The 24156-nt window shown below is 36.6% G+C and carries 28 protein-coding genes; 10 read left to right on the top strand and 18 right to left on the bottom strand.

The window, feature by feature from the left end:
- Positions 1 to 5: 5 nt before the first annotated feature.
- Positions 6 to 719, top strand: coding sequence for a trehalose operon repressor (treR, locus tag OSO01_RS04360; RefSeq protein ID WP_147209070.1), 714 nt, complete (start codon positions 6 to 8; stop codon positions 717 to 719).
- Between the two features lie 46 nt (positions 720 to 765).
- Here the strand turns inward: treR and OSO01_RS04355 are convergent, their stop codons facing one another.
- Positions 766 to 1176, bottom strand: coding sequence for a GIY-YIG nuclease family protein (locus OSO01_RS04355; protein ID WP_147209068.1), 411 nt, complete (start codon positions 1174 to 1176; stop codon positions 766 to 768).
- A gap of 214 nt (positions 1177 to 1390) precedes the next feature.
- Between OSO01_RS04355 and OSO01_RS04350 the strand changes: the two genes are divergently transcribed.
- Together OSO01_RS04350 and OSO01_RS04345 are read left to right on the top strand one after the other, a co-directional pair.
- Positions 1391 to 2263, top strand: a complete 873-nt coding sequence (locus tag OSO01_RS04350; protein WP_147209066.1) for an Hsp33 family molecular chaperone HslO — start codon at positions 1391 to 1393, stop codon at positions 2261 to 2263.
- Positions 2264 to 2267: 4 nt separating this feature from the next.
- Positions 2268 to 2999, top strand: a complete 732-nt coding sequence (locus OSO01_RS04345; protein ID WP_147209064.1) for a MerR family transcriptional regulator — start codon at positions 2268 to 2270, stop codon at positions 2997 to 2999.
- A gap of 189 nt (positions 3000 to 3188) precedes the next feature.
- Here OSO01_RS04345 and OSO01_RS04340 read toward each other — a convergent pair whose 3' ends face one another.
- The 7 genes from OSO01_RS04340 to OSO01_RS04310 all read right to left on the bottom strand — a co-directional run bounded on the left by OSO01_RS04340 (position 3189) and on the right by OSO01_RS04310 (position 10654).
- Entirely contained in the window at positions 3189 to 4148 is a 960-nt protein-coding gene (locus OSO01_RS04340) for a phosphoglycerate dehydrogenase (protein ID WP_147209062.1), read from the bottom strand.
- A gap of 36 nt (positions 4149 to 4184) precedes the next feature.
- On the bottom strand, positions 4185 to 5612 hold the full coding sequence (nhaC, locus tag OSO01_RS04335) for a Na+/H+ antiporter NhaC (protein WP_147209060.1): 1428 nt from the start codon (positions 5610 to 5612) through the stop codon (positions 4185 to 4187).
- 10 nt (positions 5613 to 5622) lie between these two features.
- Positions 5623 to 6657, bottom strand: a complete 1035-nt coding sequence (locus tag OSO01_RS04330; RefSeq protein WP_147209059.1) for an Ldh family oxidoreductase — start codon at positions 6655 to 6657, stop codon at positions 5623 to 5625.
- An 18-nt stretch (positions 6658 to 6675) separates the two neighbouring features.
- The gene (locus OSO01_RS04325) at positions 6676 to 7437 is read right to left on the bottom strand and encodes a fumarylacetoacetate hydrolase family protein (protein WP_147209057.1); all 762 of its coding nucleotides are present in this window, start codon (positions 7435 to 7437) and stop codon (positions 6676 to 6678) included.
- A gap of 26 nt (positions 7438 to 7463) precedes the next feature.
- Positions 7464 to 8138: a GntR family transcriptional regulator gene (locus OSO01_RS04320; protein WP_186813553.1), complete on the bottom strand. Its 675-nt coding sequence runs from the start codon at positions 8136 to 8138 to the stop codon at positions 7464 to 7466.
- A 445-nt stretch (positions 8139 to 8583) separates the two neighbouring features.
- Complete coding sequence (locus OSO01_RS04315) at positions 8584 to 9480, bottom strand: superoxide dismutase (protein WP_147209053.1); 897 nt, start codon at positions 9478 to 9480, stop codon at positions 8584 to 8586.
- A 244-nt stretch (positions 9481 to 9724) separates the two neighbouring features.
- Positions 9725 to 10654 (bottom strand): SDR family oxidoreductase, encoded by a 930-nt coding sequence (locus tag OSO01_RS04310; RefSeq protein WP_147209051.1) that lies wholly within the window; start codon positions 10652 to 10654, stop codon positions 9725 to 9727.
- A 139-nt stretch (positions 10655 to 10793) separates the two neighbouring features.
- Here OSO01_RS04310 and OSO01_RS23240 point away from each other — a divergent pair, with 139 nt between their 5' ends.
- Positions 10794 to 10967: a hypothetical protein gene (locus OSO01_RS23240; protein ID WP_186813552.1), complete on the top strand. Its 174-nt coding sequence runs from the start codon at positions 10794 to 10796 to the stop codon at positions 10965 to 10967.
- A gap of 239 nt (positions 10968 to 11206) precedes the next feature.
- On the opposite strand, the gene OSO01_RS04305 is transcribed toward OSO01_RS23240, so the two are convergent.
- Entirely contained in the window at positions 11207 to 11506 is a 300-nt protein-coding gene (locus OSO01_RS04305; protein ID WP_186813551.1) for a hypothetical protein, read from the bottom strand.
- A gap of 229 nt (positions 11507 to 11735) precedes the next feature.
- Between OSO01_RS04305 and OSO01_RS23650 the strand changes: the two genes are divergently transcribed.
- Together OSO01_RS23650 and OSO01_RS23645 are read left to right on the top strand one after the other, a co-directional pair.
- Positions 11736 to 11981, top strand: coding sequence for a hypothetical protein (locus OSO01_RS23650; protein ID WP_246145047.1), 246 nt, complete (start codon positions 11736 to 11738; stop codon positions 11979 to 11981).
- Positions 11975 to 12151, top strand: coding sequence for a GNAT family N-acetyltransferase (locus tag OSO01_RS23645; protein ID WP_246145046.1), 177 nt, complete (start codon positions 11975 to 11977; stop codon positions 12149 to 12151). Before OSO01_RS23650 ends, OSO01_RS23645 begins: the two co-directional genes overlap by 7 nt.
- A 276-nt stretch (positions 12152 to 12427) precedes the next feature.
- Here OSO01_RS23645 and OSO01_RS04295 read toward each other — a convergent pair whose 3' ends face one another.
- The 4 genes from OSO01_RS04295 to OSO01_RS04280 form a co-directional block, all read right to left on the bottom strand.
- Entirely contained in the window at positions 12428 to 12916 is a 489-nt protein-coding gene (locus OSO01_RS04295; RefSeq protein ID WP_147209048.1) for a PTS sugar transporter subunit IIA, read from the bottom strand.
- Positions 12917 to 13177: 261 nt separating this feature from the next.
- Entirely contained in the window at positions 13178 to 14302 is a 1125-nt protein-coding gene (locus tag OSO01_RS04290; protein ID WP_147209046.1) for a Ger(x)C family spore germination protein, read from the bottom strand.
- The gene (locus tag OSO01_RS04285) at positions 14292 to 15365 is read right to left on the bottom strand and encodes a GerAB/ArcD/ProY family transporter (protein WP_147209044.1); all 1074 of its coding nucleotides are present in this window, start codon (positions 15363 to 15365) and stop codon (positions 14292 to 14294) included. The genes OSO01_RS04290 and OSO01_RS04285 overlap by 11 nt, the downstream gene beginning before the upstream one ends.
- A complete protein-coding gene (locus tag OSO01_RS04280) occupies positions 15352 to 16677 on the bottom strand; it encodes a spore germination protein (RefSeq protein WP_246145044.1) in 1326 nt (441 codons plus the stop codon). Before OSO01_RS04280 ends, OSO01_RS04285 begins: the two co-directional genes overlap by 14 nt.
- A gap of 191 nt (positions 16678 to 16868) precedes the next feature.
- On the opposite strand from OSO01_RS04280, the gene OSO01_RS04275 reads away from it, so the two are divergent.
- Complete coding sequence (locus OSO01_RS04275; RefSeq protein WP_147209041.1) at positions 16869 to 17531, top strand: hypothetical protein; 663 nt, start codon at positions 16869 to 16871, stop codon at positions 17529 to 17531.
- Between the two features lie 216 nt (positions 17532 to 17747).
- Here the strand turns inward: OSO01_RS04275 and OSO01_RS04270 are convergent, their stop codons facing one another.
- Positions 17748 to 18296: a histidine phosphatase family protein gene (locus tag OSO01_RS04270; protein WP_147209039.1), complete on the bottom strand. Its 549-nt coding sequence runs from the start codon at positions 18294 to 18296 to the stop codon at positions 17748 to 17750.
- Between the two features lie 560 nt (positions 18297 to 18856).
- Here OSO01_RS04270 and OSO01_RS04265 point away from each other — a divergent pair.
- Genes OSO01_RS04265 through OSO01_RS04255 form a run of 3 tightly spaced genes read left to right on the top strand, consistent with a single transcriptional unit; the run spans position 18857 to position 19992 of the window.
- Positions 18857 to 19234 carry a group-specific protein gene (locus tag OSO01_RS04265; RefSeq protein ID WP_147209037.1) on the top strand — a complete coding sequence of 126 codons (378 nt, stop codon included), beginning with the start codon at positions 18857 to 18859 and terminating at the stop codon, positions 19232 to 19234.
- A complete protein-coding gene (locus tag OSO01_RS04260) occupies positions 19215 to 19754 on the top strand; it encodes an RNA polymerase sigma factor (RefSeq protein WP_371863282.1) in 540 nt (179 codons plus the stop codon). The genes OSO01_RS04265 and OSO01_RS04260 overlap by 20 nt, the downstream gene beginning before the upstream one ends.
- Positions 19741 to 19992, top strand: a complete 252-nt coding sequence (locus OSO01_RS04255; protein ID WP_147209033.1) for a hypothetical protein — start codon at positions 19741 to 19743, stop codon at positions 19990 to 19992. The genes OSO01_RS04260 and OSO01_RS04255 overlap by 14 nt, the downstream gene beginning before the upstream one ends.
- A 35-nt stretch (positions 19993 to 20027) precedes the next feature.
- Here OSO01_RS04255 and OSO01_RS04250 read toward each other — a convergent pair whose 3' ends face one another.
- From OSO01_RS04250 to OSO01_RS04235, 4 genes are all read right to left on the bottom strand, one after another.
- Complete coding sequence (locus OSO01_RS04250; protein ID WP_147209031.1) at positions 20028 to 20684, bottom strand: DUF3885 domain-containing protein; 657 nt, start codon at positions 20682 to 20684, stop codon at positions 20028 to 20030.
- Positions 20685 to 20730: 46 nt separating this feature from the next.
- Positions 20731 to 22869, bottom strand: a complete 2139-nt coding sequence (locus OSO01_RS04245) for a DEAD/DEAH box helicase (protein ID WP_186813550.1) — start codon at positions 22867 to 22869, stop codon at positions 20731 to 20733.
- Between the two features lie 370 nt (positions 22870 to 23239).
- Positions 23240 to 23425 carry a hypothetical protein gene (locus tag OSO01_RS04240; RefSeq protein ID WP_147209027.1) on the bottom strand — a complete coding sequence of 62 codons (186 nt, stop codon included), beginning with the start codon at positions 23423 to 23425 and terminating at the stop codon, positions 23240 to 23242.
- A gap of 131 nt (positions 23426 to 23556) precedes the next feature.
- The gene (locus OSO01_RS04235; protein ID WP_147209025.1) at positions 23557 to 24099 is read right to left on the bottom strand and encodes a CueP family metal-binding protein; all 543 of its coding nucleotides are present in this window, start codon (positions 24097 to 24099) and stop codon (positions 23557 to 23559) included.
- Positions 24100 to 24156: the final 57 nt, after the last annotated feature.

Raw genomic sequence — 24156 nt, 5'->3', positions numbered from 1 at the left:
TTGCGATGCGAAATAAGTATTTAATTATTTATCAGGAAATGGCTCAAAAAATAGAAAAAGAAACATTTAAAGCAAATGAATTCCTTCCGTCGGAAAATGAATTAGCTGAGCAGTATCAGACATCACGGGAAACGATTCGAAAAGCTTTAAATCTGCTTGCCCAAAACGGATACATTCAAAAAATCCGCGGCAAAGGATCAACGGTGATTGAACGGAATAAATTCGATTTTCCAGTATCCGGCCTGGTCAGCTTTAAAGAATTAGCTGATAAAATGGGAGAAAAGCCGATTACCACGGTTCATCAATGTGCAAAAGTCAGCGCAAATGAGTTTATCCAGAAGCAATTAAAGCTTGCAGATAATCAGGAGGTTTGGGAAATTATCCGGACCCGTTCCTTCTCTGGACAGCGCGTCATTTTGGACAAGGATTATTTAATAACAAGAACCGTTCAGCACATCTCTAAGGATATTGCAGAAGCTTCTATTTATGACTATCTTGAAAATAATTTAGGTCTTATCATCAGCTTTGCAAAAAAAGAAATTATTGTTGAGGAACCAACAGCAGAGGATCATGAGCTGCTGGATTTAGAAGGCTTTTATAATGTAGTGGTTATTAAAAACTACGTTTATTTAGATGATGCAACATTATTTCAATATACCGAATCGAGACACCGTCCTGATAAGTTCCGATTCGTTGATTTTGCTAGAAGAGAGCATTAGAAGAAGGCTGATTTAAGTATTTAACTGCTTATATCAGCCTTTTGATTTATGTACTATGTACTAATACAATCTCTTTCTTCGAATAAAATAAATGCGAAAAGCATCTGCAATCGGATGAGCCAAATCCTTTTACCGGCATACTCCCTTCGTTTTCCTGCCTCAGCCTTTCAAAAAGCCCACACTCCACTTCTTCACCAGGATAAGTTTGCACAGCTTGAATCTGCAGATAAGGACGTAAATAGTCTATATGCCAGCGCTTCTTTTTCTCAATCTGAATATGTCTGTCCACTCGCGCACGAATATTCCGCTTTGCGCTTCCTACATAAACATAATAACCCTTCGAAAAATTAAATTTCCCTAGTTTGCCGATAGTAACACTCTCTGTATCTTCCGGCAGCCACGCTTTTACACAATAAAGCGTATCGGATTCCCGCACAGAATAATCTGCAGGCTTCATCTCTTTTTGTCACCTCCATTGCTATTTGTTACATTTAAGAAATTACTCAAAATTATTCTTCAGTCCCTATTCGTAATTATTATATCTTAAAAATCGTCTGCTGAAATTAAAAAAGACGAATGTACATTTTCCCTACTAATAATTATTTATAAATTTAAACTTGAACCTTACGTCACGTAATGTTTTATCCTATTATTAGAAGGGAGCAGATAAAATGACGAATGAAATTATCAAAGCGCTTGTTTTAGATAAAAGTATCCGTTTATATTTTACCGACAATACAAAAGTTCTCCAAGAAATCATGAAGTTAAGTAAAATAAAGGATAAGGCCTGTTATTTGGCATTAGCTAAAGCTGTTTCCATAATGAGCCTCCTTTCCGTAACCTTAAAAACTACTCAGAGAATCAGTACTGTTATTACAGTGACTAATAAAAAACATAAAATTTATGCAGATACAGACGCAGATGGAAATGTACGCGGTTATGTCAATCAAGCACTGTTAGAAGAGCACCAGCAGCAAAATTCAGTTCAATCTCTTAAGGAATTTATCGGTCCAAATGCTTCTATACGAATGATGAAGGGGTTTGAAATGAATCAATTTACCGGGATTACTGATATGCCTTATCAAAATATAGATGATGATTTTGCATATTATTTTAAACAGAGTGAGCAGACAAATACTATAATTCAGACAAATATAGAATTTGACAATAACCATGGCCTTGCTAAAAGCTATGGAATCTATGCTCAGGTACTTCCAGGGACAAAAGAAGGCTCATTAGAGTATATCCGGGAACAATTTGAAGCAGAGAATCTTGCTCCTATGCTGCTCGGGATGAATGATGCAGAGATAGAAAAAGAATTAAATCATCACTTTCATAACTCAAAAGTAATGGAACGAAAATCGATACAATTTGCCTGTCACTGCTCGAAAGAAATGTTTTATGGCTTTCTGTTTTCGTTATCTGATGAAGAATTGCAAAAAGCTACCGAATCGAACACTTCTGTCGATACAAAATGTCATATTTGCGGCAGACAATATGTTTTCAGTCCTTCTGAGATAAAAATACTTTTACAAACGAGGTGAGCACATGTCTAATTACTGGACCACCGGCCAATTAGCTGCCCTCACAGGTCTGTCCATCCGGACACTGAGGTATTACGATCAAATCGGATTATTTTCACCTTCCCTCTATACAAAGGCAGGTCATCGGCGCTATACCAGTGAGGATATGCAGCTGTTGTTACAAATTCTTGTACTGAAAAAAATGCATTTGCCTTTGGAGGAGATAAAGGAGATTATTCGTACAAGCAGCCAGAATTTGCTGGATACACTGGATCAACAGATTAATCGGATTAAAAAAGAGGTAGCTATGCAGCAAAAGCTGTTACATCAGCTGGAACAAACCAGAGTAGAAGCGGCTAAATCAGACCGTATTTCCTTTGAAGGACTAACTTCACTATTTGAACTAATCCGATTAAATCATTCCAATTATTTTACAGAGGAACAGCTTCAAAAGCTTAGAGAGCGCTACCTAAATACAAATGATAAAGTGCTAAAACAAGAGGAGAAACAATTTAAGGACCTTCTAAAAGCATTAAAAGACAGCATGGAAAAAGAGATTTCTTCACAGGATGCATCAGTGCAGGAATTAGCGATAAAATGGCAGGAGTTAACGCGTATTTTTTCAGATGGAGACAGTGAAATCACCAAAAATGCCGAAAAATTCTATGCTGAGAATCCTCAGCCTGCGCTGCATTATGGCTTGGATAGTGCATTGTATAGATATATTCAGAAGGCTTTGAAAAAAAGAAAGGATTAAAATAACTGAAACTGCATTCCATTAAGATTATTATATGTAATTACCGTTAAAAAAAGGCTTATACAATCAGATAAATAAATTGTATAAGCCCTTTTTAAAATGTTTTATCGTCTTCATTTTCTAGAAAACCTGTCCTGCCTATATTATTATAACAGGCTCAGACGTAATTTATGTTTATAACACTTCCGTTTAAACGCTTACATTATTTGATTTATTAACAATATTTTTCAATTCATTTCCCTCTAACAGATTATACAGGTTACTTATAATCATTTGACTGGTTAAATATCCTGCTTCTACAGTATACGCCGCCATATGAGGTGTTACAGTCAGGCTATCTAAAGACAAAAGTTTTTTATCCTTCACTGGTTCTGTTTCAAAAACATCCAGCGCACAGCTCTGTATTGAACTGTTTGTCAAGGCTTTATAAAGCTCTTCCTCATCAATTAAACCGCCGCGGGCTGTATTTATTAAAATAGAAGTCTCCTTCATACGCTTCAATTGTTCTTTCCCAATCATTCCTTTTGTATGTTTATTTAATGGAACATGTAAGGAAATGTAGTCAGAACGGGAGAGTAATTCATGAAATGATACCCGGTTAATATTTAACGCTTCTTCATCAGGACTTTTATCTGTGATGTCATATCCAAGAACCTCCATGGAAAACCCATTCGCTCTCCTGGCAACTCCTTTGCCAATAGCTCCTAATCCAATAATACCTAATGTCTTTCCCCATACAGAATGTCCGTCGAACCTCGGCCACTCTCCATCCTTTACCTTATTATTTGCAGCAACAATTGACCTCGCAGCAGATAACATCAGTCCAAAAGCCAAATCAGCAACCGCATCATTATTCGTACCAGGCGTATTTGCAACGATAATCCCCTTCTCCCCGGCTGCCTTAAGGTCAATATTATCCGTTCCAACACCATGTTTGGCAATCAGCTTTAAAGAATTAGAGCAGTTAATTATTTCCCTATCAATTTGTTCCAGTCCCACGATAAGCACATCTGCATTACCTATTTCTTTTATCATCCGGTTTCTACTGTACGGTATCAGATAAGTTAATTCAATCCCTTTTTTATTCAAGGTTGCTTTTATATCGTCATGGAATTTACCAAAACTTGGAGTAGTTACGATCACTTTCATTTTGTAAACACCCTTTTTTTATAAAGATTCTTCCGTTTAATTGTTCGCAGCTTTTTTATCCAGTTCTGTACTTTCATCATTTTTATTATCATCATAGGACGTAATTGTAAATCCAGTAATTGAGTATATTATCGTAATTGCTAAAGTAAAGTATGTTAAGAAACTATATGGTATGAACTCTACTGCACTGATGCCAAGTGCACTTGCAGCAAATATGGAACTTGTATTCCATGGGATGATCGGTGATGCTAAGGTTCCCGAATCTTCTATCACTCTGGATAAATTCTCCGGTTTTAAACGCTTCTTTTCATAAAGCGGTTTCATTATTGTTGCTGTCATAACATGGGCAAAGGTAATTGTTGCACCAACCATATTAGTAATATAAGTAACAACAATAGTCATTAGTAGTAAACCTCTATTTGTCTTAATTTTATAAGCAAACGAAGTTAATATAGCTCCTAGCATACCTGATCCTGACAATACCCCGCCGAGACCCATAGCAAAGATAAATAATGCAATGATATCCAGCATGCTCACTACTCCACCCCTGTTTAACAGGCCATCTATAAAATCATTTCCAGTTTCAATTGAAAATCCATTATAAAGAGCATCAAATCCACTTTCAATACTGAACCCCTGATAAACGACTCCAACGATAACGCCTATAATAGCACCGGTAAATATAGATGTAACAGGCGGTTTTCGCATTAACAGCAAAGTAAGTACTACAGCTGCCGGAATAAAAGCAATCCAGCCAATATGAAAGATTTCACTCAAAGAACTATTAATAGAATCTATCTGTCCTTGATTAATTTCTGAATCTCTGTACCTGAGTCCAAAAATATGAAAGGTAATAATAGATAAAACAAGTGCAGGCCCCGTAGTTTTAAACATATGTTTAATATGTGTATAGACCTCGCCGCCTGTCAGTGCCGGCAGCATATTCGTACTATCTGACAAAGGAGACATCTTGTCCCCAAACCATGCTCCACTAATAATGGCACCTGCCGTTAATCCTGGTGGAATACCAAGACCGGCTCCGATTCCCATCATTGCTGCACCAGCAGTCCCCACTGTTCCCCATGATGTACCTGTTGCCATCGAAACAAAAATACATAGGATAACTGTAGTAACAAGAAAATAATTAGGAGTTATTAATTCAAGTCCGGCATAGATAATTGTCGGAACCGTCCCTGAATACATCCACGCTCCTATTAAAGCTCCTACCGCCAATAGTATTAGTGCCGGTGATAAAGCTTTTCTAATCATATCATAGGCAAATGTCTCGACCTCACCAAAACTAAATCCAACTGCCATCGTTAGTGGAATCACAAGCATAAAACCAATGAATAGCATAATTTGTAAACTAGCATCGTATACCAACATCCCGGTAACAATAATGACTATCACAAGAAGCAATGTAAAAATGGAATATCTTACACCAGGTTTTTTATCCTTCTTCATTCTTTTCCTCCTATAGCCCTTCTACGTTGAGTTCAACAGCTAATTCATTCAATTGGTTAAATATATTGTGTTCCATAGGAATTCCTTTTAATCTATTATTTTCTTCCTTCATAAATTCAATTTCCCCCGGCATATATATTTCTTCTACTCCTTCTGCCTTGGATGAATGTTTTATGAAGCTAATCAGCTGGTCTATATTCGAATAATATGTTTCCAAAGGTATTAATTTTTTTATATCAATAGTCAGCATGAAGTGCGAAATTGATTGCTTTCTCTCCGTATCATACATCGAAGGAATCATCTTGGAAAAATCACCGCCAGATAAAACACCTGTTAAGATTTCTGCCATAACCGCCAAACCAAAGCCTTTAGGTCCGCCTACAGCTGAAAGCAGTCCCCCATTAAGAATTTTCTCCGGTTCGTCTGTAGGCACTCCTTCAGCATCTACTCCCCATTCTTTTGGAATTTTCATATTATTTCCTTTATGAAAAATTACTTTTCCCAAAGCTGTGTTACTTAATGCCATATCCAGAACAATTGGTTTCTCTTTGGAAGGAGCTGCGATCGATATCGGGTTATTTCCAATAACTTTTTCTTTCCCTCCTATAGCCGGCATTAACGGTGCAACATTACTGATAACAATCCCAATTTTATCTTTTTGGGCCGCTAAGAGAGAGTAAAATGCAGTAATCCCAAAGTGGTTGCTGTTTTTTACAGCTACTAAACCAACACCATTTTCCTCAGCTATTTCAATTGATTTTTCCATTGCATATTTCCCTGCCACTTGTCCAGCCGAATAATTACCATTCACAACAAGTGATGAAGTGCTATTATTCTCTTCTGTAATCTCTGCTTTGTTTTTAATTAGCCCCTTTTGTATACGTTCAACATATATAGGAAGTCTGAGGAAACCATGACTATGGATTCCTCTTAAATCAGCTTCCAGCATTACTTCTGTTATTATATTGGCTTCTTCTTCTGGCATACCCAGCTTGATGAAGCAGTTATTTGAAAAATTCATGATTTTATTCTGATCAATATACATATTCTCTCCCTTTCTAAATCAGCTGATTACTTTATTGCTTAACTTACCAATTCCTTCTATTTCAATTTCTACTAAATCTCCATCCTGCAGCGGCCCTACTCCAGATGGTGTACCTGTTAAAATAACATCCCCCGGCTGCAGGGATATAACATCCGTTACATGAGCCAGTACCTTTTCAATATTATGAATCAGGTCATTTGTGTTAGAATCTTGCTTTATTTCTCCATTAACTGATAATTTAATAGCTACGTTATTGGGATCAATATTTGTTTCTATCGATGGGCCAAGCGGCTTAAATGTCTTGAATGATTTTGCTCGTGTGAATTGGCCATCTTTTTTTTGCAGGTCTCGGTCTGAAACATCATTATTAATGGTGTAACCAAATACATAATCTAATGCTTCTTTCTCCGATAGTTTATAAGCTTCTTTTCCAATAACAATTGCCAATTCAGCTTCGAAATCAATTCTATGTTTTTCCGTAGGTAATTGAATCGTCTCTCCATCTCCGATGACAGCAGTTGGTGATACCATGAACATCATTGGCTCTTCTGGAACTTCTTTTCCGCTTTCTTCAGCATGTTTTACATAGTTCAAACCGATGGCTATCACTTGGCCGGGTTGGACAGGAGATAATAATGTCACTTCTGACCTCTCAAACTCCTTTCCTGTTTTTATAAAACGATTATCGATAATAAAATCACTCTCTAATTGAATAATTTTATCTCCTTCTAAGTAACCGTAAGATACCTCGTTATTATTCTTAAATCTGACGAATTTCATTACTTTTCCTCCCAAAATACTTTTTCTTAATTTACAATATCTAAATTATTATAGTAATCCTGCTGTGTTATTCTTAAAACTTCCTTAGCTGCGTTTGCTTTATGTTTCATCATTGCATTTTCAACCAGAACAGGATCTTTCATTTCCAAAGCCTCTACTATAAACTTGTGTTCTTTAATGGAATGCATCGCATGACCCCTGTTATTTGAAAATAGGGAAGGATATCGTTTCGTGTTATTCCATAAATCCCTGATCATACCAATAAGAAGTAGGTTATCACTGGCCTCATATATTGTTAAATGAAACTTCATATTAAGTTTTTCTATTTCTTCAAAATCATTTTTCTCTAAACAGTCCTCAGACGCTGTAATAATAGATCTTAAGTTATTTATAATTTCTTCATTGATGTTCTCAGCCGCCAATCTCGATGCTAGCCCTTCCAATTCAATTCTTACTTCAAATATTTCTTGGATATCTTTTGATGATAACGTACTGACAACTGCCCCTACATGTGGAGTGAATTCAATTAAATTATCAGAGTTTAATTGGTTTATTGCCTCTCTGACTGGAATTTCACTCGTTCCAAATCTTTTTGCCAACCGGCTAATGACCAGCTTTTCACCAAATTCATATTTACCCTCTTGTATTTCCTTCTTCAACTCGTGATAGATAATCTCTTTCTTGGTACTGTAAACATTCATATTTGCCACCTCATTTTTGTAAACGTATACATCATATATGATATAGGATATATCATATATGATTATAAAAATCATGTCAACAGAGCTATAAAAATTTGATGCCCTTTGCCTTTACGTTTCAGTCAATGACTATTTTTGAGCCAGAATCTTTTTTAGAAAAACTCGAATTATTTATATCTCTAATATAAAGTTTGCAATAAAAATGATGAGTTAATAACTTTTTTTACGTAGGAAAAGGCTAATACAAGAAGAATAACTTGTATTAGCCTGCCTCATTATCATCTGCGCCATTTTCATCGGAGTCATTACTGCAAGCTGAAAATTCTAGTAAAAAGATACCATAGCTGCTAAAAATTACTGTGTTCTCATATAAGCAGTATCCTCCCATTAATTTATGTTTGAAGATGCAGTTCCCTTTTAAGAGAATGCTAAAACACTTTCTTGATCAAAAAGGCTGCCATTTCAATTGTTTTGCCTTATTAAAGCGGTTTTCCACCTCGTTCCAATTAACGATATTCCACCAATTGTCTATATAGTCTGCTTTCACATTCTCATATTGCAGATAATAGGCGTGCTCCCACACATCGAGGACGAGCAGAGGAACAACATCCCATTGACTTAAGTTTTGATGCTTCTCCGCCTGCAGAATTTCCAGACGTCTTGCCCGCGGTGACCATACTAAGATAGCCCAGCCTCCACCCTCTACATTGTTTGCTGCTCCAGTAAAATGTGCTTTAAACTGATCATAGCTGCCAAAGGACTGTTCGATTTCATTCATTAAATCTCCTGTTGGCTCACCGCCTCCGTCCGGGCTCATCACCTTCCAGAATATCGTGTGCAGATAATGTCCCGCACCATTAAACGCTGCCTCTCTTTCCCAATGTTTAATCAGATCAAAATTATTATCCCAACGAGCCTGCTGCATTTCCATTTCTGCTTTATTTAAACCATCAACATAGCTCTGATGATGCTTATCATGATGCAGTTCCATAATTCTTTGTTCGATATAAGGCTCTAAAGCATCATAGCTGTATGGCAGCGGTGGAAGTGTATGCCCGCCAATCGGAACAACTCTTTCACGATTTACTTCTGTACGGCTCTCCTCTCTGCTCTCTTCTATATAAGAATTTAACTTTGTATATAAAACATTTGCCCTCTCGTATGCCTCCTCTTCGTCTGCAATTTGATTATTGAAAAGCTCCTTTTGAAATTGAGTTAATTCTTCCTCCCACTTAGTTAATGCTTCTGCATGAACACGCTCTTGAAGAAGATTACCTGCTTCCTGATAGGTTTGCAAAATTTCTTCACACCATTGTTTTATTGAATTAAGGTATTGTGACAACGAAAAATCCTCCCTAAAATTAGTCGTTAATACTATATGCAAGTGGGAGGTGGGCTGATAATATATAAAATAAAAAATTGATAAAAAAGGAGTCTCTTTCCAGCATTTTATAACGCAGAACGAACAGTAACAGTATACCTATGATTACTATCACAACTGACTCCGCTAAAGATATATGACTTTAATTCAGCAATCGCTTTAATCAAACATTTGTTTGAACAGAGGTTCTCCATTTATTTTTCTGTTAAGATGACGTCCATTGTCCCCCATTCACATGTAATGTCTGCCCCGTAACAAAACGAGAATCATCTGAAGCCAGATAAACAAAGGTAGGTGCTACCTCAAAAGGCTGACCTTGCCGCTGCATCGGATTTCCTGCCAATGTCACTTCATCTGCAGAGAAACTGGCTGGAATCAGCGGTGTCCATATACGCCCCGGAGCAATAGCATTGACGCGAATACCCTGATCCACTAAATTATTTGCTAATGCTCTTGAGAAGCTGACGATCGCTCCTTTTGTGGCAGTGTAGTCCATCAATTGTTTATATCCCTCATAAGCTACTACAGATGCCGTGTTGATAATCGAGCTGCCTGCCTTCATGTATGGAAGTGCAGCACGGGTCGTATAGAAATGAGAGTATACATTTACTTTAAACGTATCGTCGAATTGCTCATCCGTAATATCTAATAAGCTTAATTGCTGAAACTGGATACCGACATGATTACAGAGAACATCCAGTTTACCAAATGTTTCAACCGTTTTCTCTACTATATAACAGCACTGCCGTTTCTCCCTTAAGTCGCCTGGAAGCAATAAACAACGCTTTCCAAGCTCTTCAATCCGATTTTTTGTCCGGTTCGCATCCTCATGTTCATCCAGATAAGCAATTGCTACATCTGCACCTTCTTTAGCAAAAGCTATTGCTGCAGCAGCTCCCATCCCACTGTCTCCTCCAGTGATAAGTACAGCCTTACCAGCAAGCCTATTACTTCCTTTTTCATTTATATTCTCAATAATTGGTCTAGGCATCATCCATTTTTCCAGTCCCGGTTGTCGATATTGACGCTGCTCCGGTACTGTCATCGCAACCTCTTGATATTGTGTTATTTTTCCGTAGTTCGGATATATTGGGTATATTTGATCTGCTGGTTTATTTGATTTACCCTGTGTCATGATCATCCTCCTTGAAATCAACTGGATAGATTACTTTATGAAACTTGGGCGGAGATAGTGAAAAGGTGCAAGGAAGAGTTCCATATCATTGAAATCTGAATAAGGTATGAAGAAGAGGCAAATCAAGGAGGAATTTGTTATGCAGCAATATTATTACAACCCGGAAGCGACGCTCTTATTAGTAAACCATTCCAATGAAAAAGTAGATGTATTGTACACAGCAAATCAACATACGTATCAATTACCGAAAATTGGACCCAGACCACCGTATTTTATAAATCCTGTTTACGAGCAGTTTTATCCGGTTATTTAATGCTTATTTAATTCACCCTCAAGAGAATAGAAACACTTCCATATTTTTATTTCAGCTAATATTATTCTTTAATAAGATTGATATTAGCCCATACATAGAAAATTCATTTTCATGAGGGGATTATCTCCATTTCCAAATAAATGAATGAAATTTGTCCCATTGAAAAATACCGCAACGTTACAAAACAAATAAAAAATACCGATAATACATCGGTATTTTTATCATTATTTATATTAATCTTAATAAAAAGTCCCAGGCTGTGTAGGAGTTTGCGGTCTCCACCAGGACTCTACCATTTGCCAAGCTAATTGAAAGTCCTGCCCCTGCCCCATCAGATAGGAAATTGCTACAGCTTCTCTTAATGCGTGTGGATAGCCAAGATGCTGCGCTTCTCGCATTCCGTGATTGATTACCGGATTAATCGCCGATAAAACCTGCTGCTCTATCGAATTCTGTCCCATATTCGGCTGCTGATAATTCCGGGGATGTTGCTGTTTATAAGAATTCATATGTTGATTTGGGTTAAATGGATTATTCAAATTAGACACTTCACTTATAAAACGAATCTTTTTAGGTAAATTCCCTACTTTTCAGCCTATACTTTAGTTATTTTAAATGTTCCTTACAAATGATTAGATGTCTTTGATTGCTGGTATATCAATTTTTAAGTAAGATCATTATATACTCGCAAAATAAATAATAGAGGAAAAGATAAAAGAAATGATGAAGAAATTAAAAAAAGAATATCTTTAAGGAAGGAATTCTATTATGGAAATAGATTTAAAAAACAACGAAAAAGCATTTATTCGACCATATGAAGAAAAAGACTTCAGTAAAATACAAGATTTAAATAAAAGAGAAGGTTGGTCTAATTTAGTTGAAAATCATTTGAGTACAAAAGAAGCATGGAAAAACTCCAATGTAACCCTCATTATTGAAATACAGGGACACGGAATAGTTGGTTATCTAAGAGGATTGACACTCGTGTTAGTCTATTTATTTGTGAATTGTTAATTGACAAACAGTATAGGAGCTTAGGATTAGGAAAAAGAATTATTCACTATCTGCATAATATATATCCAAACGTAAGAATTGAATTACTTGCTACCAGTTCGTCTCGCTTATTTTATGAAGGAATTGGGTTTCGTACCTTTTACGGATATAGGAAAACGAAAGAAGAATAAGCTTTTTCTTACGGTAAAAAAATGAAGTAGACAAAAAACGAAATCGCGCAGATATTAATCATCATGCGTTTTTGTTTACTATTTTACTGTTATTTTAGCTGCTAATTGTCTACGTTTTTGCGTAATAATTAAGCTGTATTTTACATTTTTCCGTCGTATCGGAAAAGATATAAAAAAGCAACAGCCTTTCACTTCAAAGCGGACTGCTGCTTCTTTATAAATCTCCTGTTTTCTTTCCAGCAGGACTGGTAAAATTATTTTTACTGCGAATTCCTTTTATTTAACAGTAATAACAACATCTTCTCCTGCTTGAACTTGCTTCACATCTTGTTTATTTAAAGCTTCGATATCACTCATATTCGTAACAAGCATTGGTGTTACAGTACTTACAGCTTTTTCACCTACAATTGCCAAATCCACATCAACAAGTGCATCACCTTTTTTCACTTTATCTCCTTCTTTGACATGGATTGTGAATCCTTCTCCATTCAAAGCAACTGTTTCTAAACCAATATGAATTAAAATTTCCGCTCCATTATCAGCTTTAATCCCTACTGCATGCTTTGTCGGGAACGCTTGTACAATATCCCCATCAACTGGTGATACAACTTTTCCATTAGATGGTTTAATAGCAATTCCGTCTCCCATCATTTTTTCAGCGAATACTGGATCAGGCACTTCTTCCAAAGGGATTACTTCTCCATCAACTGGAGCAAATAATTCAATTTCCTGATTCTCTTTCTTTTTAAAAAGCTTCCCAAACATAGCTATCCCTCCAAGATTTATATATATCGATTTTATCACATGTTCCAGAGAATTACTTTAATAAGCCCATCAGAAAATCTCTGCAGACAGATTTTGATTAACTCTTCTCATTGTGTAATCTTTTCTACAATTTCTCCGATTTGAACCTCCCTCTACCTGTTTTTCACATTAAATTTCGATAATCCATTGAATTAATAGCAATTTAGAAATGATTAAAAAATCCAGCTGCCATTCTCATGGTAACTGGATTCATCTTTAAAACTAGTCCTGTTCCTGCTTTTCCTTATCCCAGTCTTCAAAATCGTCATTATTTAAGTTTCTTAACTTACCATTATTTTCGATTACTGCTTCCACATCTACATCAACATTTATGTTTGGATATATTTCTTCAAGAAAGTTTTTCAGCTCTGCATTAGTATAATTTTTTCTGATCCGGTTGCTTATTCCTAATACATCTGCATGTTTGTCCTGAACTTTTTTCACCAGTTTAAGGGTATCTTGTCTCATCTTTTCTTCAAACATTTTCTGAATATCCTTATCATTTAAATGATCCTCTGCTTCGGAAACGATCAATACGAATTCTAACCGTATAGTCAGATCAATTTCCTCTCCTTTAAAATTGTAATCGTATTCTACATCTCTTTCAACGAGCTCCACATTGGTTGTATCGTCAATCGTCACAAATGTTTTAATAACATTTTCTTCATTATTTAACAAATTCATCAGCATGACTTCTATAGAATCTAATGTTTCAACAATTTTTCCATCTTTGAGGACGGATGCGCCAAAGTAATCCATTTCCAAGTTTTTATTTGAACTGATAAGCGGTATGGAGATATCCGATGTATACGAATGAATACCTCTATATACCTCCCATAAAATGACTTCAGGAGCATATATTTCCCAGCCAGTCTGTTTTTCCAGGAAACCGAATATAGGTACCCCTACTTTTTGAAATGTATTAATCATCTGGTCAATATAGGTATCCATATCCTCTTTTGTAAATGCAATCGCTGGAGTTGCAGGTACATCACGCATTCTCATAAAGGTATTTATTATTTTCTCTATCCCCTCTTTGCCTAACTCTTCATCTAAAACAATAAACCCGATATGTTCCAAATCAATTGTTGTTTCAATTTTTTTCTTAAGCTGCTCAACTGCATCTAAAATCGTAACACCCTTGCCTTCCACTTTGGCCAAATTCCGCTGTTCTGATATCACTGAAACTGGAATTATTAAATATACATGAAACAGCTCTTCATCTTTCGTCAGCCCCATCAAAATAGGCGTGGAACGATAATTAATATCTCTGGAATCCCAGCAGCCGCTTAATAAAATTAACGATACTAAAAGAATGAATATTTTTTTCCAATGATTACGTTTCATGCTTTTGCCTTCTTCCTATCCAAAAGATAAAAATCAGCAGACTGATAATTGAATAAAAACGAAGTGGTATAATCCATATGATATGTGTCTGCACTTGCTCCCATGTAGAAATCATATTGGCTGCCACTGCAATGGTGATAACTATAACTACAAGAGCAATAGATGCATGCAGGCTGCCGACCTGAAACATGTTTTGATATAGCATCCGCAAAATATGCAATAACATTCCTAAAAAAATCGTTGCATAAATAAGCAGACTTAAACCAAAAAGACTGGTCAGTGTTTCAAAGATGGACCATTGAATATCCACAGTGGCTAACATTTCGATATAGGGAAATGTAAAATTCCGCGCTACTTCAAACCCAAAGACCAGCATGGGCGAATAAGCAGCCATAAAAATAAAAGGAATTAAACACCATGAAAACCAGAAAATTGTTTTATAATTGAGCTTCTTTCTTTTGGGCAGAAAAGCAAAAAATAAAAAGGTAGGAGAGAGAATAAGAAAACCAGTAATAAATGGCATTTCAAATACGAAATCAATATTGCTTACCTTCATCGGAAATAAGTTATACCATTTTGCATTGAAGAAGGATAGTATGAAAATAACCACAATAATATAGGATGAAGCTCCTGCAATTAAAAGCGTTGTCCGGAAAATACTCTCCATTGATCCAAGGCCGATATAGGTAGCCGTTGTGACAAAAATAATCATCACATATAAAATTGGTGTCTGATTTAGAAATAATACCGTAGTAAATTCAGCATAGGTCCGGATAGAAACAATAACTGTACCAATAATAAACAGTGATAAAGGAATCATAAATACGATAGAGATGAACCAGCGTTTCTCAGGTAAATATTGCAGGACATTAGGGTTTTCAAGCTTAGACATCCCAAATAATAAAACTCCTACGAGGGCGATATGTGCAAATCCGTGAATCAAAACAATCAGCCAATGTCCGTTATCTACCGTATCCAAAATCAATGTCGGATAGAGAAGAAACATTACCCCTATATTCGTTAATAAAAAAAAGATAATAATCAATAAGTTATTGATTTTCACTTTGGATCCCTTCCTTTTTCCACCGGACATAAGGAACTCCAAAACTCGTAATCCGGGCTATATAGGAGCATAAAACCAACAGACCGATAACATGCCCTAGAATTCCAAATAAAGCAGAGAAAATAACAATGATATACTTCATCAGCCGTAACGTAATTCCATTTTCAAAATTAATTACAATACCATTGGCAATTGTCGTAGCAGCAATAATAATAATTAATACACCACTGACCAAACTTGCTTCTACAATTGCCTGCCCCAAAATAATACCGCCTACAACACCAATCGTATTGGAAATAGAAATAGGCAGACGTACTGCCGCTTCGGTAATTAATTCAATCAAGAGCAGCATAATAATTATTTCCACAAAGGCGGGATAAGGTACAAACTGCCGACTTTCCGTGATAGACAGGGCAAGCTGCACCTTTAGCATTTCAGGATTTATTGTAATCAGTGCTACATAAAGTCCTGGTAATAATACTGCAATCATAATTCCAACAATACGCAGCATATATAAAGAATATACAAATACACTCAGATAATTACTGTCACTCGGTTGTTTAAATACATCAAAAACAGTATTAAACAGTACCAGTGCGAATGGATAACCGTCCATAAAGAAGACAATTTTTCCTTGTTCTATGTATTCCATCGCATTTTCCGGAAGCTCTGTGGAGGATACACGGGTAATCAGGGAAAATTTAGAAAAACCAAAGGCAACGTGAATATCCTTCACCTGCTTAATTTCATTTGGATAATCCTCAATTTTCTTTTTAATCATTTCTACCATTTGCTGGTCTGTAGTACCCTTCAAAATAAGAAATGAAAAGCGGCGGTTTCTTTTCCCGTGCTGCGTTGTCAGTACTTCAACATCCTTGGATTGATATTTACTGCGTAACAATCCTATGTTTTGCTGGCTATTCTCTGTAAAAGCATCCTTTGCTCCATAAATAACCGATTCATTAACTGGTACTTCTATACTTCGATAAAGGGGCTGAGAAACAGGATCCACGATTAAAGAAGCTTCTTCAGCACGATTCCAAATAATCAATTTCCCCTCATACAATGCTTGCATTTGTTTGTTTATTTCCGCTTTACTCCATGTGGTATTTGTCGATTGAACACTTTTTGACTCTTGTGGCTTATTTTCTTTATTACCAATTAATGCCTCCACTATTTCCCACGTTGCTGAAAAATCCACCAGGCTTTCAAAACCAATCACATCATAAGCAGTATCATTAATCATGATGGATTTCATTTGTAAATCTTTATTTTTCTGTTTCAAGTTCTCTATCTCATTCATGAAATCCATTGCCCGCACCCTTTCTCTTCTCCTATCTTTTAGTTATGAACCAGCAAGCACATTTTCATACAAAAAAGTCATCAGGTTTATTTCATTCGGGAGTCTACATTTTTCCACGAACTAAAAAAATAATATAAGAAACCTTTTCTTGTTTGTTCCGTATTATCTATTAAAGAGGTACCATTCGGAGGCAGGATAATATGTTGCGTTTTTTTAAGAGCAAGCGCAGACAAAAAGCAATAAAAAAAGTAAAAGACGGGGATGGACATGCATTGAAGCCGTTTCGTTTTTACGAAGTATTTTATCGTTCCCTTTTTTATATAAAGCTTCGTGAAGATGACGGGGAAATGCACACCTATGCAGTTCATGTTGACTATTTTGATGAAAATGAATCCATTGATTTATACCGTGATGGAAAGCATCATGCAAAAGCTGCTAATCCAGCTTTTTTCCCGGTTCCCGGAGGAATTATTGAGGTCGCAACAACAACATATGGTTTGAAACGAATTCATTATGTGACAGAGGATGAACAGGAGTTTGTATTATCTCCAGATCGTCGTTCAGCTGAAGGCTTGCGGGTGCGCCTCGATGCCAAGTTCCCTGAAATCAGCTCCATCATTGGAAAGCTTGCGGTTATCATTCTTCTAATTTCTATCATATTGGGATTACCGCAGCTGGCTGCCATGATTTCGCAGCTTCCTATCATTGAGGAAAGATGGGGCTCCTTCACATCACCGATAATTCTTCCAGCCTGGATGAATACGACATTACTGGTTGCTGGAACTATAGCAGCTATTGAGCGTGCCTTAACACTAAAAAATCATTGGCTGATTGACATGGAAACGAGCTGGTGGGATGACTAAATGAAATACAGCTTTGAGATTTAATAGACAGAGCATCTTCATATGTTCTGTTTTTTCTATGTGCAAAAAGAGGTGTACTATTCTACCGCAGATGTACAGGAGAATCAGATACATCTTGAAATTGTTCTCCAGCTGGCAGGAATGAATTTCGATTTTGAAACATTAAAGCTGATTGATGTATGATGAGAAATATATTCAATCAGCTCTTTTTGTATTTTATTCTTCTGTCCATAGCCGTTCAAGCTGATAATTATCGTCTGAAATCTGTAATGCATAAACATCTGGATTACTAAGTTTTCTCCACGCCTCGAATCCTGCGTTTTTATCATAATAATACAGAAGCAGGGATATAATTCCTCCATGTGCAACAATGATGCTGTTATCGGCATCACTTTCGCGTATTTCGTTCACTGCCTCAACAATTCTCCCTGTTGCCTCGTTACTGCTTTCGCCGCCTTCATATTTTAAATCTAAATCTTTATAGGTTGCTTCAAGTTTAGTCATCCAGTCAGGCATTGAAGCAGAGCTGAGCACTCTTTCCCGCAAACGGTTATCCACTTTTATTTTCAAATTATTTTCTTCAGCAAGCGGCTCTACCGTTTGTATTGCACGTAAAAATGGACTGGAAATAATACGATCCACTTTCTTGTCATACAAAAATGCAGCCAGCTTTTCCGCCTGCTCTTTCCCCTTTTCTGTTAAGGGAGCATCGGGAGCCTGTCCTTCTGCTTCACAATGCCGGATGATATAAATTGTTTTATTCATATTAATCAACAACTCCTTCATTGAAAAATTTGATCTATACTCTTAGCCTAACATGGTTTTAGGATATATTTCTGATTTTCATTATTTTTTCGAACCTTTTTCCTCCCTTGTTTGTATAGTCAGTAACAGTGGCAAATTAAAATAAAAAACAACGCTGCAATGAATCAAAGCTGATTAATAATTTATTTTTTCGAAAGGGGTATAAAAAATGAATACATATCAAAAACGTACTATTTACATTTCAACCGTGATTCTTGTTCTCTTCTTAGTTATTTCTTTAATAACAAATCGTTGGGGGTTCTTTTTATGGTGCTTATATCCCGTTTTTCTTAATATAATAATTGCGTTTACCGCTAAGAACAGCAAGCATATACAAATATTCAACCAAAAATATTCGGAGAAACCCGGCCATAGTAATATTGAAAAATAAAACCATGCTTTACTTATTTGATACATTGCATGCACAATGAAATGTAATAGAAAAAACATCATCGCATTGTACTGATTTTAACAAGTTTCATCAGACTATGCTCAAAAAATATACAGATAGGGAGAATGATATGGGGATAGGATATATTGTTTCTTTGATTGTAGTAGGAATACAAATTATACTGATTTTGGCAATAAGCATACCATTTAATCGTAAATATATTGTCAAAGAAGATGGGAAAATAAATTACAAAAAGACAACGGTATATTTAAGATGGAATATATTTGATACAGTCACAATAGCTGTGGCAGTTTATACCATTCTTTGTACGGTAATATTATTTTTCTTATTAGCTTCCGGAGAAAATATTGAAAACTCCTGGGTGCAATTTTTATCCAATCAGGCCCAAGCTTGGGTAATCGTAACGGTTTGCTATTTTATCAGCCGTATTTCCATGACTTTAAAATCCATCAAAGCTCATCTAGAGGATAAAGAAGATGAAGCGTAACGAAGATTGGATGGAGATTTATCAGAATGGAGATGAAACAGGTTTTACTGAATTATATACCATTCTGCATGAGCCGCTCTACTGCTTTTTATACCGGTACACACAGGAAGCGCAGCTTAGTGTCGACATTGTACATGATACCTTTGAAATCCTGCAGATAAAAAAGCACACATTTAACCCTGATAAAGGAACTGTCAAAGCTTATTTGTTCCAAATTGCTTACCGATTATTAATAAATAAGTTAAATAGAAGAAAAAAATGGCGCTCTCTGCTTCCCTTTTTGGTTCCACAGGCTGACCACTCAATAAGCATGGATGAAAAAATGTGGGTACAGCAGGCAATCGCCGCATTACCTGATAAACAGCGGGCGATTATTTTACTTGTTTACTATGAGGACCTGCCCCAAAATGAAATTGCATCGATATTAGATATTCCGATAGGTACCGTTAAATCAAGACTACATAAGGCAATGAGCACACTAAAACACGACCTGAAGGAGGATTTTCATGCTGAAGGATGAATTTAATAAAGAAGATAAATTAAAGGAAGAACTGGATCAATTTCATGTGATTGTTCCTGAACCAAAGCTGGTACAAAAACAAACGGCCTGGCAGCGATTTATACGTTATTTAGCTTCTCCTGCAAAAGATCCTTTAGAAAAGACTACTGTCACATTCACAGGATTAAATTTAACAAGAATTGTTCCTTTAGCTTTGGGCATCGTGATAAGTATTGTTCAGATCTGGGTTCATATGTAGAAAGAAATAAGTCCCTCAAATAACATCGTAAACTGTTATTTGAGGGACTTATTATTAATGATTGGTTCTTCGATACACTTCTCAGCCTGTTCTAAAATACTGTTAAATTCTTTTTTAAATTTTTCTAATTGTACTTGATCCTGAATCGCAACCAGTGCTCCTCTATCATCGTAAATATAATAAAGTACATGCTTTGTCCTATTAATTAAATAAAACCTTACAGAAGAAACATTACGATTCTTCAGTCTCGGCAGCCGTGGCGGAAAATCCTGATTACAAATCGCCTGAATTAATTCGGGATAACAGAGCTGATGCCTTCCTGTCTGGATAGCATATTCACTTACCAGCTCCTCACCCTCTTCTAAACTCTGCATGAATTGCCTGTGCTTGATTTGATACTTATTAGTCCCTTTGAAATATTTTCTGATAAAATCCACTTTAGGATGTATATCAGGAGGATGATAAACACTCACTATGACTTCTATTTCGTCTGGTTTGGAAAATAAAGTATTAAACACAGCCTGTGCTTCACAGTTCGCATGATGAAAATAGCTTTCGTTATAACTGTAACCATTGTCTTTAAATGGAGAGGTTTCTTTCTGAAAAACAATAGGGATTGTCATTTTATGCTGACAGAGCGTTTGATGCTGCAAATTTTCTATACCAAATTGTGATCTTAAATATTGATACATCCAGACTGTCTCCTCCCTAGTCCCTTAAAACAGCTCAAAGCGTCTGTTAACGCACAGCCTCCATAAATCGCTCTTTCTCCAGCCTCAATACCTTCTTCTGAATCGAAGCTTCTTCCTCTTCTTGCTCCTGCTCATCCAATATACGAGATGCTGTATCAGATTCTCTGACAAACAGATTAAAGAGATCTGCTTTCTCTCCCAATACATCCAGCATCGCTACGTCAATGCTTTCCTCTGTTAATAAACGATAGACAACAACGTTCCGGGATTGTCCCATACGATAAGCACGGCTGATTGCCTGCTCCTCCATCGACGGCTTCCATTGCGGTTCACATAAAATAACAACGTTCGCTGCCTGAATATTAACCCCGACACCACCGGCAGTAATCTGACTGACCAGTACAGACCCAGCTTCATCTCCTGTAAATGCATCAATAATTTCCTGCCTTTTATGATTAGGAACATCCCCTGTAATTGCCCGATGTGTTCTGTCTTCTAAATTTTTGCTGATGGTTTGGATAACATCTTTAAAATAAGAAAACACCAGCACTTTATGTCCATTTTCTTTGGCATTCTCACAGATTTCCAGCAGCTTCTCCAGCTTCGGCGATTTATCTGGGATTTCCCCCTGCCAGCCCGCACGGCGCATTGCCATAACTTGTTCATCCTTCACAGCCTGCTGATAGAACTTCTCCTCTTCGTCTCCAAAACGAACCCACTCTGGAATAATTTCTAAATCTGGAAGTTCATTTAAGACATCCTTTCGATTTCTCCTTAAATAAACGGGAGCAATTGCTTTACGAAATGCCTTGGGTTGATGCAGGTACATCTCTTTGGTTAGGCTTTCCGCAATTTCCGGCTGTAATACCGAGATTAATTGCTTCATCTCTTCCACACTATTTTCCAGTGGCGTTCCGCTCATAAATAAGACATACTCTGCCAGATCAGCTAAATGATAAACACTTTGTGAACGCTTCGCACTCTGATTTTTCACATAATGTGCTTCGTCAACAATCAAGGCATCAAGGTGAGACTCTTTTTCCAGCTGCATATCACCAGCCAGTTCAAACGTTGTAATTAAGACTCCACGCTCTTCTTTCCAAGCTTTAAACTGTTCCTCCCGATTACTGCCATGAAAGACAAATGTCTGTAAATCAGATCGCTGTTCAATCTCCCTTTTCCAATTAGCAACAACACTTAAGGGACAAATAATAACAGCATGTCCCTGATTGTTTTGCGTAAGATGATTAATAATAGCGAGCGCCTGAATAGTCTTTCCTAAGCCCATTTCGTCACCTAACAGCGTCTTTTTATACAGCAATGCATACTTCGCGCCGAAAATTTGATAATTTCTTAAGGTAATATTCAGCCCTGTTGTATCAAGCGGATAACTGTTCACTGCTTCTACTGCCTCTTGCGGCAAGCTTTCTGAGATATTTTTTGAGTCAAAGTCCGTTGCTTTCTCAATTTCTGTATAGTAGAAAGCATTTTCTGTTTCAAAATGCTTTTTAAGTTCTTCTTTGCTCACCTCAAAATCAAGCATATAATCTAAGCGCTTCTTGATTTTATTTAATTCCTTTTGATGCTTGCTTTTATTTAAATTAGCAAAGGCAGACCTAATTTTCTCCTTCTCCTCTTTCGGCTGGAATAATGCCCCAAAAAAGCTCTTCTGCTTCTTTGCAATTTCAATATCAGGAATTGTTTCTTCATAGTACTCCTGAAATTCCGCCTGCAGCTTCTCCAGAATCTTCAACAGATGCCACTTCTTATAAATAGATTCCAGTAAGCTTACATCATCATTGGAAATATCATCTGGGTTTACACGGGGAATTGCCTGTTCATAGACAGATGCTTTTATCTTTGAAACAGCTTGATAAAGCTCCTCTGCTGTTTTTTCATCCATCCCCTCAAGCTGTAAGAAGTCTTCAGGCTTATGATCAGCTATATCTTCCATTGTTTTAAAGCCGTTCTTCATTAAACTATCTACGGGGAGCTCATTTTCCAATGTTAAAATCGTGTCCATCGGCATTGTTTTTAATTGTTCTTTTCCCGAACTTGTTTTCAGCCTCTGCCATATTCCTTTAATCCGATAATTAAATAACTCCTCTGAGCTCATATCGATGCTCTCGTGAATTCGGTTTAACTCCGCTTCTAACCTCTCCACGTCCTGTTTCGTTCTGACCATGATTACTCCTCCTGCTGCTCTATCTGAAACTATATATTTTATATTTATAACAGACAGCTGTTGCGGCATTATTCATACCACCTGCTGCCCTGTCTTTATTTTAAGATTACATTGTTTTATTGTAGCATTGTTTATCATTTGATAAAAAGAGAATACGTCCTTGTCACTACATATTTTCTCTCCATGAAGTACTAAAGCAATTTCACTAGTTCTAACACGGATTAAAAATATTCCTTAATTATCGAAAAAAAACCGCTTGATATAAGAATATCAAACGGCTCGGACAATGTTAATCCTGTCTTATCACGGAGTAATTTTCGTAAAACTTTCATTGATTGAAGTTTCGTTTTATATTTACATAAAGCAAATTCTATGTAATACGGAAAGAATTCGCCCTATGAACCTTTTGAAAAAAATGCTTGTGAGATTTATTTTTACTGTTTCCCTTGAGCAGATATTGGTTTCTGTTTAATAGCTCCTTATAATACTGGGCAAATCCCGCATGTGATAATCGCAAATTAGCCATTCTTTTCATTGGCTCATCTGTTTTATCCATCCTATCATCCTCCTTGCTTTAGCGTATGTACAAGGAGAATCAATTATGTAGGACAACAAAAATAATATTGTTATTTCAAATGTAGACTGCCGGGTTATCCCAGACACTCTGCATAGGGGTAATGTTCTTCACTAGATTAATTGCATTGTAGTGATACAGGTAAAATCATCCTCAAACGTGCTGATCTCCGAGGTTACTTCTTTTCCGTCATGCTTGATTTCGACGGTATATGTCTCATCTTTTGGAAGCCACAGGTCAATAAAGCCATTTTCCTCCGTCTGCATTGTCTCATCTATGACAACATCGCCTTCTGCTGTTTCAATATATACATCAAATTCTTCTTGAACCATTTCTCCCTGACAGCCTGTTAAACTATGAATTTCACAAGGATGTGTCTGTTGAACAAAGGGTGCAATTGAAACAAAAAATTCATCCTCCGGTAAATCATAGACAGCTTCTTCATTTCCCTCATTATCCGTAACAATCAGCTGTTCAGAAGTAATGGATGCATTCTCATCAACAATATCTTCGGTACTATAGTGATGAACTAATTCTTTGATATCGCCCGTTTCTTCCAGCGCATCTTCTTGCTGATTATTATTCTCTCCACCGCAGGCAGCTAATAAAACTAACAGCCCGAACAAGATCAGGCTCAATTTTTTCGTCTTCGTCATGAAATTCACACTCCAAATAGGATTTCTTGTCTTGTATTATACGGGAATGCAGTGATA

Source organism: Oceanobacillus sojae, assembly GCF_007991515.1.
GTDB classification, from domain to species: domain Bacteria; phylum Bacillota; class Bacilli; order Bacillales; family Amphibacillaceae; genus Oceanobacillus; species Oceanobacillus sojae.
This window is presented reverse-complemented; position numbering and strand designations above follow the sequence as displayed.

Bases quoted from the DNA above. Each gene is read 5' to 3' on its own strand.
- treR (WP_147209070.1), top strand. From the start codon at position 6: ATGCGAAATAAGTATTTAATTATTTATCAGGAAATGGCTCAAAAAATA.
- OSO01_RS04355 (WP_147209068.1), bottom strand. From the start codon at position 1,176: ATGAAGCCTGCAGATTATTCTGTGCGGGAATCCGATACGCTTTATTGT.
- OSO01_RS04350 (WP_147209066.1), top strand. From the start codon at position 1,391: ATGACGAATGAAATTATCAAAGCGCTTGTTTTAGATAAAAGTATCCGT.
- OSO01_RS04345 (WP_147209064.1), top strand. From the start codon at position 2,268: ATGTCTAATTACTGGACCACCGGCCAATTAGCTGCCCTCACAGGTCTG.
- OSO01_RS04340 (WP_147209062.1), bottom strand. From the start codon at position 4,148: ATGAAAGTGATCGTAACTACTCCAAGTTTTGGTAAATTCCATGACGAT.
- nhaC (WP_147209060.1), bottom strand. From the start codon at position 5,612: ATGAAGAAGGATAAAAAACCTGGTGTAAGATATTCCATTTTTACATTG.
- OSO01_RS04330 (WP_147209059.1), bottom strand. From the start codon at position 6,657: ATGTATATTGATCAGAATAAAATCATGAATTTTTCAAATAACTGCTTC.
- OSO01_RS04325 (WP_147209057.1), bottom strand. From the start codon at position 7,437: ATGAAATTCGTCAGATTTAAGAATAATAACGAGGTATCTTACGGTTAC.
- OSO01_RS04320 (WP_186813553.1), bottom strand. From the start codon at position 8,138: ATGAATGTTTACAGTACCAAGAAAGAGATTATCTATCACGAGTTGAAG.
- OSO01_RS04310 (WP_147209051.1), bottom strand. From the start codon at position 10,654: ATGACACAGGGTAAATCAAATAAACCAGCAGATCAAATATACCCAATA.
- OSO01_RS23240 (WP_186813552.1), top strand. From the start codon at position 10,794: ATGCAGCAATATTATTACAACCCGGAAGCGACGCTCTTATTAGTAAAC.
- OSO01_RS23650 (WP_246145047.1), top strand. From the start codon at position 11,736: ATGGAAATAGATTTAAAAAACAACGAAAAAGCATTTATTCGACCATAT.
- OSO01_RS04295 (WP_147209048.1), bottom strand. From the start codon at position 12,916: ATGTTTGGGAAGCTTTTTAAAAAGAAAGAGAATCAGGAAATTGAATTA.
- OSO01_RS04290 (WP_147209046.1), bottom strand. From the start codon at position 14,302: ATGAAACGTAATCATTGGAAAAAAATATTCATTCTTTTAGTATCGTTA.
- OSO01_RS04280 (WP_246145044.1), bottom strand. From the start codon at position 16,677: ATGGATTTCATGAATGAGATAGAGAACTTGAAACAGAAAAATAAAGAT.
- OSO01_RS04275 (WP_147209041.1), top strand. From the start codon at position 16,869: ATGTTGCGTTTTTTTAAGAGCAAGCGCAGACAAAAAGCAATAAAAAAA.
- OSO01_RS04270 (WP_147209039.1), bottom strand. From the start codon at position 18,296: ATGAATAAAACAATTTATATCATCCGGCATTGTGAAGCAGAAGGACAG.
- OSO01_RS04265 (WP_147209037.1), top strand. From the start codon at position 18,857: ATGGGGATAGGATATATTGTTTCTTTGATTGTAGTAGGAATACAAATT.
- OSO01_RS04255 (WP_147209033.1), top strand. From the start codon at position 19,741: ATGCTGAAGGATGAATTTAATAAAGAAGATAAATTAAAGGAAGAACTG.
- OSO01_RS04250 (WP_147209031.1), bottom strand. From the start codon at position 20,684: ATGTATCAATATTTAAGATCACAATTTGGTATAGAAAATTTGCAGCAT.
- OSO01_RS04245 (WP_186813550.1), bottom strand. From the start codon at position 22,869: ATGGTCAGAACGAAACAGGACGTGGAGAGGTTAGAAGCGGAGTTAAAC.
- OSO01_RS04240 (WP_147209027.1), bottom strand. From the start codon at position 23,425: ATGGATAAAACAGATGAGCCAATGAAAAGAATGGCTAATTTGCGATTA.
- OSO01_RS04235 (WP_147209025.1), bottom strand. From the start codon at position 24,099: ATGACGAAGACGAAAAAATTGAGCCTGATCTTGTTCGGGCTGTTAGTT.